This window comes from uncultured Mucilaginibacter sp. (genome assembly GCF_913773635.1).
Classification (GTDB): domain Bacteria; phylum Bacteroidota; class Bacteroidia; order Sphingobacteriales; family Sphingobacteriaceae; genus Mucilaginibacter.
The window spans coordinates 319,462-332,642 of the sequence record NZ_CAJYGQ010000007.1 but is presented as its reverse complement, the minus strand read 5'-3'; the positions used below and the strand labels follow the sequence as shown (position 1 = coordinate 332,642).

The 13,181-nt window shown below is 46.7% G+C and carries 8 protein-coding genes; 6 read left to right on the top strand and 2 right to left on the bottom strand.

Annotated features, from left to right (window positions below; all coding sequences use genetic code 11):
* The first annotated feature begins 4 nt into the window (after window positions 1-4).
* Window positions 5-3,709, top strand: a complete 3,705-nt coding sequence (locus QZ407_RS09440; RefSeq protein ID WP_295770158.1) for a DUF4450 domain-containing protein — start codon at window positions 5-7, stop codon at window positions 3,707-3,709.
* A gap of 249 nt (window positions 3,710-3,958) precedes the next feature.
* Window positions 3,959-6,091 (top strand): hypothetical protein, encoded by a 2,133-nt coding sequence (locus QZ407_RS09435; protein ID WP_295770155.1) that lies wholly within the window; start codon window positions 3,959-3,961, stop codon window positions 6,089-6,091.
* Window positions 6,092-6,441: 350 nt separating this feature from the next.
* Here QZ407_RS09435 and QZ407_RS09430 read toward each other — a convergent pair whose 3' ends face one another.
* Window positions 6,442-6,633, bottom strand: coding sequence for a hypothetical protein (locus QZ407_RS09430; RefSeq protein ID WP_295770153.1), 192 nt, complete (start codon window positions 6,631-6,633; stop codon window positions 6,442-6,444).
* 18 nt (window positions 6,634-6,651) lie between these two features.
* Window positions 6,652-8,706: a prolyl oligopeptidase family serine peptidase gene (locus QZ407_RS09425; RefSeq protein ID WP_295770151.1), complete on the bottom strand. Its 2,055-nt coding sequence runs from the start codon at window positions 8,704-8,706 to the stop codon at window positions 6,652-6,654.
* A 786-nt stretch (window positions 8,707-9,492) separates the two neighbouring features.
* On the opposite strand from QZ407_RS09425, the gene tcmP reads away from it, so the two are divergent.
* The 4 genes from tcmP (at window position 9,493) to QZ407_RS09405 (ending at window position 13,122) form a co-directional block, all read left to right on the top strand.
* A complete protein-coding gene (gene tcmP, locus QZ407_RS09420; RefSeq protein WP_295770148.1) occupies window positions 9,493-10,356 on the top strand; it encodes a three-Cys-motif partner protein TcmP in 864 nt (287 codons plus the stop codon).
* Window positions 10,357-10,380: 24 nt separating this feature from the next.
* Window positions 10,381-11,151, top strand: coding sequence for a phage Gp37/Gp68 family protein (locus tag QZ407_RS09415; protein WP_295770146.1), 771 nt, complete (start codon window positions 10,381-10,383; stop codon window positions 11,149-11,151).
* Window positions 11,152-11,514: 363 nt separating this feature from the next.
* Window positions 11,515-11,943: a DUF4844 domain-containing protein gene (locus tag QZ407_RS09410; protein WP_295770144.1), complete on the top strand. Its 429-nt coding sequence runs from the start codon at window positions 11,515-11,517 to the stop codon at window positions 11,941-11,943.
* 72 nt (window positions 11,944-12,015) lie between these two features.
* Window positions 12,016-13,122 (top strand): MBL fold metallo-hydrolase, encoded by a 1,107-nt coding sequence (locus tag QZ407_RS09405; RefSeq protein WP_295770142.1) that lies wholly within the window; start codon window positions 12,016-12,018, stop codon window positions 13,120-13,122.
* Window positions 13,123-13,181: the final 59 nt, after the last annotated feature.

Genomic DNA, 13,181 nt, shown 5'->3' with positions numbered 1-13,181 from the left:
ATACATGTTTTCTTTTGTGATACTTAATAAACAGCTACAACAAACGCTGGCACTAATGCTTGCAACGGGCAGTTTAATCTGTCAGTTTACGCAGGTTAAGTCGCAAACCAGTGCAAAGCCGTGGCATAATATTGAGCGTACCATAAGGTACCAACCCAGCGGACAAGACTTCGTCATAAAAAACGGAACCCGCCGCTTTAACCGCGCCATATACGGCACTAATACTGCCTTTAGGGTAGAGGCCGGAGACTTACCCGAATTTGCTTTGTACCTTCCCGGCATGGGCGGCAACCTCAAATTTGGACTCATTAAAGGCAACGAAAGCAAATGGCTCATCAACGCGCAATACATTGAGGCAAGGTACCGTCCGGGTTCCATGCTTTATACTATCAATGATCCCATGTTGGGCGCAGGCACCATCAACATACAGGTGCTGGCCGGAGCCGATAGCGAAACCCTCATTGTAAAAGCCGAGGTAAAAAACGCAGGTAATGTGCAGCTTTTTTGGGCTTATGGCGGGGCTACCGGCAAAAAATTCTCACGCGATGGCGATATTGGTGCCGACCCGGAATCCTCCTTTTATCTTAAACCCGAATATTGCGTTAATAACCGCTATCAGCTTAAATCAGGAAGCTTTGTGCTTGATTTCACCGCTAAAGCAACCACCGAGGCATCACGCTACGAAAACGAGCAAAGCCCTATTAAGAAAAACAAAGCCGAAGTTTCAAAAAACATCATTACAGGCGTATACCCTGCATCGATAGCTGTAAAGCAAGCGGATGCCGATAAGCAAGCCACGCCTTTAAACTTGTATAACTCCACTGCCACCGGCAAGCCATTAGTATGCGGCTTAATTAAAGAAACTGCCAAACCTTTATATTGGATGATAGGCCGCGGCAGCATTGATAAACCCTACGCCCAACTTGCTATCGAAGCCGATAAAGCCGAAGCTGCGCGTAAAGAGCTAACCTCGCGCGTACAGCTTCATACACCAGATCCATACATTAATACCTTGGGCGGAGCCCTTGCCGTTGCTGCCGATGCCATATGGGAATCACCATCGTACATGCACGGTGCAGTGGCCTGGCGCATGCGTTTACCAGCCTGGCGCGGCGCTTATGTAGCCGATCCGCTGGGTTGGCATGACCGGGCCTCGCAGCATTTCAGCAGCTATGCCCTGTCGCAAATTATTGACCCTGAAAACGGCCCTGTGATTGCCGATACCGCCTTGCACCTGGCACGCCAGCAGGAAAAACTGGGCAACTCCATGTTCAGTAGCGGGTACATATCGCGCAACCCGGGCGGAGATATTCGCCCGCACCATTATGATATGAACCTCGTGTTCATCGACCAGATGCTCACCCACTTTTACTGGACGGGCAACATGGCCAGTGTAAAAAAACTCTGGCCAACCATCAAGAGGCATTTGGTTTGGGAAAAACGAAATTACGACCATGATGGCGATGGCCTTTACGATTCCTATTGCTGTATTTGGGCCAGCGATGCCCTGCAATACAGCGGCGGCGGCGTAACGCATTCCTCAGCCTATAATTACCGTGCTAACCTTGTTGCCGCCCAACTGTCGCAAATAGTGGGCGACGATGCCACACCTTACAAACAAGAAGCCGAAAAGATAAAAACCGCCATTGCTAAAAACCTATGGATGCCGGGCAAAGGCACGTATGCCGAGTTTAAAGACTTGCTGGGCAACAAACTACTGCACTCATCGCCGGGCTTGTGGACTATTTACCATGCCATTGATGAAGGTATACCCGATGCCATGCAAGCCTACCAGAGCTTGCGGTATGTAGATACCGGGATACCGCACATACCCATTATGGCCAAAGGCTTAACCGGCAACAATTACCTGCTGGCTACTACCAACTGGCTGCCGTACACGTGGTCGCTCAATAATGTAGCCATGGCCGAAAACATGCACACCACCCTAGCTTATTGGCAGGGCGGCCGCGCCGAAGAAGCCTATAAGCTATGGAAAAGTACTTTGCTGGAGAGTATGTACTTAGGTGCAAGTCCGGGTAACTTTCAGCAGCTATCATTTTACGATGCCATACGCGGCGAGCTGTACCGAGATTTTGCCGATCCGGTGGGCATAAGCGCCCGCACATTGGTGGAAGGCCTGTTTGGAATCAAACCCGATATGCTTAACAACCGCCTCACCATTAAACCTGGCTTACCCGCCGAATGGGCATATGCATCACTCAAGGTGCCTGATATGAGCTTTAATTTTAGGCGTAGCGGCACTACCGATAGCTACACTATTACCTCATCGTTACCTAAAGCGGTACCATTGAATCTTGAACTGAACGCACGTTCGGCACAGGTGAAACAGGTTACGGTAAATGGCAAGCCGGCTAAATGGACGTGCCAAACATCGGCAGTGGGTAACCCGGTGATACAAATTGCAGCAGGTACACAAAAGCAATATGTTATTAAAATATTTTGGGGTAACGAGGCAATTGTTAATGCAACTGTAGAAACCGAAGGTACAGCCGGGCAGCCTTACAACCAGTCGTTTGATAAAGCAAGTATTTTAAAAGTTAACGACCCGCAGGGTATTTTAAGTAAGCCATTAATTAAAGGCAATCAGCTTAGTTATATGCTCAAGCCGGTAGTTGGTAACCATACCGCGTTTGTTCAACTTAAACAAGGTGCGTTAACCTGGTGGCAACCGCTCAACGTATTGGTTCATGCTTTGCCTGTTGAGCTGAAGTTTGATGTGGAACAAGCTGCTGAGCAAATCAAATTTGCGGTAGTAAATCATGCTGCTAAAGGCGCGGTACAGGTTCAGGTAAATCCTGAATTAAAGTCCGCCTATACACAAACTTTGCACGTTGATGGCAAAAGCCAATCTGCCGAAATAATTGTACCAGCACAGCATTTAATACCAGGTAGTAATCATGTACGGCTGCAATATGGAAGCAAGGTGATTGATACTGCTATCTTGAACTGGCGTGTGAACATTAGCCAAGCTATGCAGCCGGTTGATCTGTCGACACACTTTAATGATGAAGTGACACATATATTCACTAATCAGTACCTTTCGCCACGGCCACAAAGTGTAACGCTTCAACTACCTACGCAGGGCATTGGTAACTGGTGTTACCCGCTCACTAAAGCAGATATTGATGATAGCGGACTGCGTAAAGCAGCAGGCAGTAAAAATATGCTTGAACTTCCGCAGCACATCAACTTTGCCACACCGGGTAGCACAGGTAAAAATATTGCCTTTACCTCAAAATGGGACAATTATCCGCGTAGCGTGAGCATTCCGTTAAACGGTTCGGCATCGCATGCTTATTTGCTCATGGCCGGTTCTACCAACCCTATGCAAACCCGCATGGTAAACGGCACGGTGACCATCACCTATGAAGATGGCAGCACTCAGCTACTCGAATTAAAGAACCCCGAAAACTGGTGGACCATTGAGCAGGATAACGATAACGATGGCTTTGCGTTTAACCCGGGAGCAGCTAAGCCTTTACGCGTTTACCTCAAAACCGGAACAGCTTCGTTAGATTTTAAAGACTTTACATCCATAAAAGGTTTTAGTAATAAAGGTATTGATGGCGGTGCCGCCACGGTACTGGATATGTGGCTCGACCCATCGAAAAAGTTAAAGAGTTTGGAACTGAAAACTATTACCAATGATGTAGTGATTGGCTTGATGGGGATTAGTTTGGTGAGGTAGTAATCACCCATCACGCCGAAGTTTGCGTTAGGGATAGAAGCGTAAAGCCCACAGTGCAGCGGAGCGAAACGAGGACTTGCAGCGGATAGCCCGGGCCGGAGGTAACGCCCAAGTTTTAATGAGTGAATGCGTGATGGACTGAATGAGTGAATATGCACGTGGGATGCTGAAACAAGTTCAGCACGACAGTTAAAATAGAATAAAACAAACACCTGCTCAAAAATGAGCAGCCCAATGAATAAAACCAATATGAAGAACCTAAAAAACATATTACTCACCCTAAGCTGTATAGCGGCGGCCGCATCTACACAGGCGCAGCGTATTAACCGCGAGCAGCTGGTGAAGCGCCATAATGTGGTGGTGAAGGCCATCGACTCGTTGTCGTCGCTATCGGTAGGTAACGGCAAATTTGCGTACACGGTTGATGCTACGGGCATGCAAACATTTCCGCTAAAGTATGAGAGGGGCGTGCCGCTGGGTACACAATCAGAATGGGGCTGGCATAGCTTTAAGGATACGATGAACTTGAAGCCCGAGGAATCGTTAAAGGATTACATGCTTAACGGTCGCAAGGTGAGTTATATGGTTCAACTTAAAACCCCTGAGCGTGCTAAGCTGGCAACAGAATGGTTCAGGCAAAATGTGCACCGTTTGCAGCTAGGTAATTTGGGTTTGCTGCTCACCAAAAAAGATGGCAGTGAAGCTAAACCATCCGACATAAAAAACATAAATCAAACCCTTAATTTATGGACGGGCGAAATTACCAGCTCGTTTACGTTTGATGGCGTGCCGGTTAAGGTAACCACAGTTTCGCACCAGCAGCAGGATTTACTGGCATTTAATATACAGTCGGACCTGGTTAAGCAAGGGCGGCTAAAGGTGCGTTTGCGCTTTCCGTTCCCTACTAATGAATGGGCCGATGTGGCAACTAACTACAAAAACGCAGGTAAGCATACATCATCATTGGTTAAAAATGGCGGGCAAATGGCGGTGATCAAGCACCAGTTAGATACCAATGCTTATTACGCCGAGCTGGCCTGGACCGGCGCGGCAACGGTTAAAAACGTAGCGGCTCATGATTTTGTTTTAACCTCTAAAGGTGGCAACACATTACAGTTTAGCTGTTTGTTCAGCAAAACACAACAAGCTACCCTGCCAGCCTTTGCAGCGGTTGATGCCAACAGCATACAAAACTGGAAAGCCTTTTGGATGAGCGGCGGTGCGGTAGATTTTGCCGGCAGCACTGATAAGCGCGCCAAGGAACTGGAGCGCCGTGTGATACTCTCCCAATATCTTACCAAAATACAGTGTGCAGGGTCGCAACCTCCGCAGGAAACAGGCCTTACCTACAACAGCTGGTACGGCAAACCGCACCTCGAAATGCACTGGTGGCACGGCATTCACTTTGCTCTTTGGGGACGCGAGCAACTGTTGGAAAAAGGCATGAAATGGTACGACCATGTGTACGAGAACGCTGTTAAAATTGCCAAACGCCAGGGTTACGAAGGTGCCCGCTGGCAAAAAATGACCGACCCCGATGGCAACGAAAGTCCATCATCGGTAGGCGCGCTACTAATTTGGCAGCAGCCGCACTATATTTACTTTGCCGAACTGGCGTACCGCGCTCACCCCGATGCCAAAACGCTTGCCACTTATAAAAAGAATGTGTTGGCCACTGCAGATTTCATGGCATCGTTCCCATATTACGAAAAGGATAAAGACCGCTATATTTTAGGCAAAGGCGTTATACCGGCACAGGAGCGTTATAATGCCGAAGATACATTTAACCCAACTTACGAACTGCAATACTGGTACTGGGCGCTCCAAACAGCCCAGCAATGGCGCAAACGCCTGGGTATGCAACCCAATAAAAAGTATGATGCCGTAATGCAAAAATTATCGGCCCTGCCGCAGGCTGATGGCGTTTACCTGGCCACCGAAAGCGCTCCCGACTCGTACACCAACCCTAAATACAAAACCGACCATCCCTCGGTACTGGGTTCACTTGGCATGGTGCCCTACAACAAACGTCTTGACCTGGGCGTAATGAACAAAACCTTCGACCTGGTTTGGAACACTTGGGACTGGCAAGACACCTGGGGCTGGGACTTCCCGATGGTAGCCATGACGGCTGGCCGTTTAGGAAAACCTGATAAAGCGGTTGATGCTTTGTTTATGAATATCCACACTAATATATACCTTGTTAACGGCCACAACTACCAGGACGACCGCCTGCGCCTGTATCTGCCCGGTAACGGTGGGTTATTAACCGCTGTAGCCATGATGTGTGCTGGTTGGGATGGTAGTAAGGGTGAAAATCCGGGGTTCCCTAAGGATGGGAGTTGGAAGGTGAAATGGGAAGGGTTGAAGAAGATGCCGTAATTATCGCGGCGGCGTGATGGTTAGTAAAGTTGGCGAGCCCGTCGCTTTCCGCTCATTCGCCGCGGAGGCTTTGTTCTTTTGTCATAGCCACAAAAGAACCAAAAGGCCTATCCACCACGAACCCTCCCTACGCACAGGCAGCTCCCGGCCGGGCGTTGTGGAAGCCCCGCGCTCCTTTTAAACAGTACAAAGGCCCGAAGTTGCGTCGCAACTTTGGGCCTTTTCTTACGCTTTTCTCTCCCGTGACCTTTCGCCTTTAGCCCTTCTACATTCCTCCCTCTTCGTCACCTACCAGCTTCGGGCCGAAAGCGGGGCAGCACAAGATGGGCTGTGCGGTTGGATAGGGCCTCTTAGATTTTGCTGAAGCGCATGCCTAAGAGCGAGCGAAGCAGGGCAAAAGATAAAAAGCCCGTGGTGCCGCCCCGCTTTGCAGCATGGGGCAGTGCGACAAACGAAGCATCGCAGAGGTGACTTGATTTTTTGTTCTTTTTATCAAGAAAAAGAACAAAGAGCCCCCGCGGCTCAGAAGCGGTAGATGCCATGCTTAACCGCTTTATAATCTACTTCACCTCCATCCCCATATTCACAAACATAAACGCCCACTTATCCGTCTCCTGCCCTATTATTTGTGCTGTTGACCTGCCCGCACCGTGACCGGCATTCGTCTCAATACGAATTAGCGTTGGGGCCGGGCCTTTCTGCATTTCCTGAAGGCGGGCGGCAAATTTGAAGGAGTGTGCGGGTACCACGCGGTCGTCATGATCGGCGGTGGTTACCATGGTTGCCGGGTAGCTGGCCGGTTTAAGTGCGTGGTAGGGCGAATATTGGTACAAGTATTTAAACATGGCTTCGCTTTCCTCAGCTGTGCCGTAATCGTAAGCCCAGCCTGCACCGGCCGTAAATTTATTGTAGCGCAGCATATCCATCACACCAACTGCCGGGAAAGCAACCTGGCATAACTCGGGGCGCTGGGTTATGGTGGCACCTACCAGCAAACCACCGTTCGAGCCGCCAGCAACGGCGAGGTATTCTTTACTGGTGTATTTATGGGCTACCAGGTACTCGGCAGCAGCAATAAAATCGTCGAACACGTTTTGCTTACGCATTTTAGTGCCGGCTTTGTGCCAGGTTTCGCCGTATTCGCCGCCGCCGCGCAGGTTGGGTACGGCGTATATGCCGCCCTGCTCCAGCAGTACAATGTTTGATGTGCTGAACGATGGCGTTAAATTCACTCCAAAACCACCGTAGGCATACAGCAGTGTAGGATTTTTACCGTTCAACACCACCCCTTTTTTGTAGGTAATAATCATGGGCACCTTCGTACCATCCTTCGATTTATAAAACACCTGCTTGCTTTCGTACAACTCGGGGCTAAACTGCACGCCCGACTTTTTATACACGTCCGATTTCCCGGTTTGCACATTGTACTTAAAAATGGTGCTTGGGTACACGTACGAGGTAAACGTGTAATAAATATCCTTATCCTCCTTTTTGGCGCTAAAGCCCGACGCAGTGCCCACACCCGGCAAAGTTACTGCATGTTCCAGCTTGCCATCCATGTTGTATTGCTGAATAAGCGTTGTAGCATCTTTTAAATAATGCGCAAACAGTTTGCCGCCCGCCGTGCTAACCTCCAATACGTTGGCCCCTTTGGCAATCAGGTTTTTCCACTTCCCACTCTGCGGATCGGCCGCATCTACCGTTACCAGTCGGTAGGTTGGCGCGTACAGGTTGGTATGAATGTACAGCTTGCTGCCTACGTTATCAACCACGTAATGCACATTGTCCATATTGTTAACCACGTTTACAATGGCGCTGCCGGGTTTGCTCAGGTCTTGTATGTAAAGCTCGTTGCCGGTGGTAGAGTTGGCCGCCGTAATTACCAAAAAGCGTTCATCCTCGGTTAAGTAGGCGCTAATGTAACGGCGCGGCGTTTCGGCACCGCCAAATATGAGCTTGTCTTGCGCTTGCGGGGTGCCCAGTTTGTGCCAGTAAAGTTTATGCTGGTCGGTCATGCCCGATAGCTGGCTGCCCTCCTTCGGCTTATCGTAAGTGCTGTAGTAAAAGCCCTCGTTACCGCGCCAGGCAATGCCCGAAAACTTCACATCTTTCAGCGTATCGCCTATTACCTGTTTGTTTTGCGCGTTAATCACTACGGCGTTGGTCCAGTCGCTGCCCCCGCCCGATAGCTGGTAGCCCGCCAAACTACCGTCTTTACTAAACGATATTCCGGCCAGCGAGGTAGTGCCATCCTTACTGAATTTATTCGGGTCTAAAAACACTTCGGGCTCACCACCCTCGGTTTGCCTGTACAGCACCGCCTGGGCCTGCAGGCCATCATTTTTGTAAAAATACGTATAAGCACCCTCCTTAAACGGCGCGCTGTACTTGGCGTAGTTCCACAGCGTTTCCAGGCGCTTGCGTATGGTTTCGCGGAAAGGAATTTGACCCAGGTAAGCCTGCGTAACCTTGTTTTGTTCCTGCACCCAGGCCTTGGTATCGTCGGCGCGGTCGTCTTCCAGCCAGCGGTAAGGGTCGGGCACGGTGGTATCAAAATAGGTATCGGTAACGTTTCCCTTTTTGGTTTGCGGGTATGGGGCAGGTTTAATGTTCATGCGTTGAGCGTAGGTGTGGCCGCAAAACAAGGCAGCCGTAAGTAATAAACAATAGTTTTTAACCATAACAACGGGTTTTTGTTGATGTACAGATTAAGGCAGGCAGCTAAATAAATGATTTTGAGGGAAGAAAGCAAATGAGCCACCGGTTGTGTGTGTGTGTGTGTGTGTGTGTGTTAGTGTGAGGCCGGAGGTGTGTAGCAGGTGATCGGATGCCGGGTGCCGTTTCAGGGAGGCGGGGATTGTATGGAACCGGATTTTTAAGTATTTATAGAATGGGCAGAATAATTTGCCTTTGAATTTTTATCCCCATATGTCATTTTCGAACGATAAAGAGAAATCTTGTTCATCATGCAAAGTTAGCAGGGCATGCAAAGGTGCTCGGAGTACCGTCATGCGGAACTTGTTTAGGCAGCCCACAGGCAAGGTTTCTACCCTGTTACCTTATTACGCTTGCCATTTCGACAACGGGAAATCTTTTCAAAGCGTTCAGACTGTCAGTTCAAAAAGATTTCTCTCTACCGTTCGAAATGACGGCAAGCAATAGTAGCACATAACTTCATCAACAATTCATCACAAACCAAGTTGGGCGTTTCCCTCCGGATCGGGCTATCCGCTGCAAGTCCTCGTTTCGCGATGCTACACTGTGGCTTTCCGCTGCTATCCCTAACGCGGGTTGTAAAATTTAACGCATAAGAGCGTCATAATTGTAAAATTATACGGCAATATTTATTTACTATATTTCAATAATATTAATTACTATTGAAATAAACTTATCACGCATTAATGAATAAATTATCGTTTAATCCCATTCAGGAGGTTTTGGATGACGGCCTTGAAATCCCAGAAGTTGGCGAGTGGGGAATCGAAAAATATAAATGCCTTGGTTACTATGCTGAGATTTTTACAAAATCGATGTCTAAAAAATGGAATAATTTAGTTTACATCGATTTGTTTGCATCGAGTGGCTACTGTAAAATAAAAAAGACTAACAGAATTATTAAATCAGGAGCCCTTATTTCATTATCAGTCACCATACCATTTAAAAGATATATCTTTTGTGAAGAAGATGAAAATTTATTAAATTCATTACAGCAACGTGTAAAAAGGGACTACCCGAATGTAGATGCACATTTCATCAGTGGAGATTGTAATCTAAAAATATTAGATATTATAAACTTAATACCAAAATATTCATCGAACAATACTGTTTTAAGTTTTGCTTTTATAGATCCATTTCGTTTAAATATCAATTTCAGAACTGTTCAAATGCTTTGTGCATATAGAATGGATATACTTATGCTCATAGCAACAGGAATGGCAGCTACAAGGAATGCAAAGAGATACCAAAATCCAACAAATGAGACTATAGCTAAATTCTTAGATGATAACAACTGGCGATCAAGCTATCAAGGAGAAGCTGACTTAAATGATCAATCATTCACACAATTTTTAGCAGCCACATATAAAGCCAACTTAGAGAAATTAGGATATACAAAAGCATCGGATTTCCACGCTGTAAGGTATCGACAGAATAATATGAATGTTCTTTTATATCACTTAGCCTTTTTCTCTAAAGACAAACTTGGCAATACATTTTGGGATATTGTTAGAACACAATACTCTGGAGAGCAAACATCAATGTTCTAACTAATAATTTTAGTATCTTTGTATATGGCACAATCTTCAATTGAATGGACAGAATTGACTTGGAATCCTGTGACTGGATGCAAAAAAATTAGCCCAGGATGTAAATTTTGCTATGCAGAAGTAATGTCAAGACGGCTTAAAGCGATGGGACAAGAAAAGTATAGAGATGGATTTAAAATACGTATTCACCCCGAGACGCTAAACATCCCATACACTTGGAAAAAGCCTAAGATTGTGTTTGTAAACTCAATGAGTGACTTATTCCATGATGAAATTCCTTTAGAATTTATCAAAGCCGTATTTGCGGTCATGAATGATACTCCGCAACATATATATCAAGTACTTACAAAACGTTCGGATAGACTTTTTGAGATTGCAGATCAACTAAACTGGACTCCCAATATATGGATGGGCGTGTCAGTAGAAAATGAAAAATATTCCTTTCGAATCAATGATTTAAGCCAAATAAAGGCGAAAACGAAATTTCTTTCAATTGAACCTCTAATTGGCCCTGTTAATAATCTACAATTAAATAATATTGATTGGGTAATTGTTGGTGGTGAGTCAGGACATGGGGCAAGACCAATTAAATATGAGTGGATTGAGAGTATTCGTAAGGAATGTTTGATACACGGTGTACCTTTCTTCTTCAAACAATGGGGTAAACCTAAGTATAACAATAACCCATTAGACCCGACTATTGATAAAGAGCATCCACAACATGCCAAAGGAGGATGTGAACTAAATGGGCAAATTTATAGAGAGCTTCCAACTTTTGCACCTTTTGTTGCTTAAGTAATTCTGTTGGCACATATGTGCTACTAACATTTCTATCAAACATCAAATCCGACCCACAACCACCACCTGTCCCACAAACAACCTCACCGCCTCCAACACATCATCACCCAATCCCCCCACCATCAACCCAAAATTGAGCTACTAACATCACTGTGGAAATATTTAGCTTTAATATTGTCAGTCTAATGCCGTCCCGAGTGTAATATTGCTATCAAATATATTTCGGCAATGCATTTTTTTATCTGTATATTTAATTGTCAATCAGTTCAAAATAAGCAGATGGTATATAGTTATTTTGAATATGTAACTCTCACGATATTGCTAAGCTTACAGTAGCTCAATAATTTCTATATTTAAACAATGAAAGCCTTTCTAACTTTATTTTTAATAGCCAGTTCTTATATAGCTTGTGGTCAAATGAAAGTGAATAAGGATGCGCAAAGCAAACTTAAGGCATTTATAAAAAAGTCAAAATTTGATGCCGAACCAGCAACTTCTTTCAATGGCTTATCTCATGCCAATCTTAAACCCCAATTTAATTCTTTGCTAAATGCCGCCGCAAAAGACTTTTTAGTTACAGCAGCCCATCAGCCCACAGAAGAAAAATTTCAACAAGATATAGGTAAAGGATTATCAAGGTTTAATCCTTTTAACTTGCAGCTTGATTCAGAAGATCAGGATAGAATATGCGGGTATTTTGAAGAGTTAATGGATTGTGTAGGCTTACAAAGCTCCAATGGAAAACTTAATGAATGGCGCTATGGTTTTAATCCACCAAAAAAGCAATAATATCCAACACGTTTGCTAACATCCCCCCTTCTTATAATCTTTTAACATCCCATAGCGTTATTAGCATAACATATGCTGTTCGCCCAAAAAAATAAATATTTCAACTTCCTGTTTGCCACCACACTTTGCCTGCTTACCGCGTGCAAACTGCTACCCTCGTTAGGCAGAAACCCCGAGGGCGAGGCGCTTACCCGGGTGCAGCAGCAGCCCAACTACAAAAACGGGGCGTTTAAAAACCTGCCCTACCCCGATGATACCGTGCAAACGCGCATTAAGGGCGGCAACATGATGAAACTGTTTTTCGGCAAGCCCGATTCGGTGGTGCCGCCGCGGCAACTGCCCTGGGTAAAAACCAACCTTAAAACCCTTTCCAGCGATAAGCCTGTGGTGGTGTGGTTCGGGCATTCGTCGGTACTCATTAAGCACCAGGGCACCAATATATTAATCGACCCGGTTTTTAGCGGCAATGCCGGCCCGGTGCCGGGCATGGTCAAAGCCTTTAAAGGCGCCACGCACTACGGCCTGGATGATATGCCACCTATTGACGTGGTCATCATATCGCACGATCATTATGACCACCTCGATTACCGCACGCTCAAAAAACTGCGCCATCAGGTTAAAAAGGTAATTGTGCCGGTGGGCGCGGGTTCGCACCTGCGATACTGGGGCTACAAACCCGCCCAAATCACAGAACTCAACTGGCATCAAAGCCATACCCTCTCCGGCGGCATCAGCGTTACGGCCACCCCGGCCCGGCACCGCTCAAACCGTACACTGGAGGGTAATAAAACGCTGTGGGCATCGTACGTCATAAAAACCGGCAACTACAAGCTCTTTTTCAGTGGCGACGGTGGTTACGGCCACCATTTTAAAACCATAGGCACGCAATACGGTCCGTTTGATTTGGCTTTGATAGAATGCGGGCAATACAGCCCCAACTGGCCGCACAGCCACATGCACCCTACCCAAACCGCCCAGGCCGCGCACGATTTGCAGGCCCGCACCATGCAACCCGTACACTGGGCTAAATTTGCCGAAAGCTCCCACGTTTGGAACGACCCGGTACGCCAGCTCCTCCCCGCCGCCGCAAAGCTTGGCGTTGAGGTTAGCGTGCCCCGCCTTGGCGAACCGTATGTGGTGGGCAGTCCGGCATTCCAAAAAGTTTGGTGGGAGTTGTAGAGCTTTTCTGAGCGGCTTAAATCATCTGGTCAATCGTTCTAAAAAGGCTTTGATGACGC

What these genes read in the sequence shown, in the direction of transcription:
- QZ407_RS09425 (WP_295770151.1), bottom strand. Translation starts at nt 8,706, where the DNA reads ATGAACATTAAACCTGCCCCATACCCGCAAACCAAAAAGGGAAACGTT.
- QZ407_RS09410 (WP_295770144.1), top strand. Translation starts at nt 11,515, where the DNA reads ATGAAAGCCTTTCTAACTTTATTTTTAATAGCCAGTTCTTATATAGCT.
- QZ407_RS09415 (WP_295770146.1), top strand. Translation starts at nt 10,381, where the DNA reads ATGGCACAATCTTCAATTGAATGGACAGAATTGACTTGGAATCCTGTG.
- QZ407_RS09440 (WP_295770158.1), top strand. Translation starts at nt 5, where the DNA reads ATGTTTTCTTTTGTGATACTTAATAAACAGCTACAACAAACGCTGGCA.
- tcmP (WP_295770148.1), top strand. Translation starts at nt 9,493, where the DNA reads ATGAATAAATTATCGTTTAATCCCATTCAGGAGGTTTTGGATGACGGC.
- QZ407_RS09430 (WP_295770153.1), bottom strand. Translation starts at nt 6,633, where the DNA reads ATGGCATCTACCGCTTCTGAGCCGCGGGGGCTCTTTGTTCTTTTTCTT.
- QZ407_RS09435 (WP_295770155.1), top strand. Translation starts at nt 3,959, where the DNA reads ATGAAGAACCTAAAAAACATATTACTCACCCTAAGCTGTATAGCGGCG.
- QZ407_RS09405 (WP_295770142.1), top strand. Translation starts at nt 12,016, where the DNA reads ATGCTGTTCGCCCAAAAAAATAAATATTTCAACTTCCTGTTTGCCACC.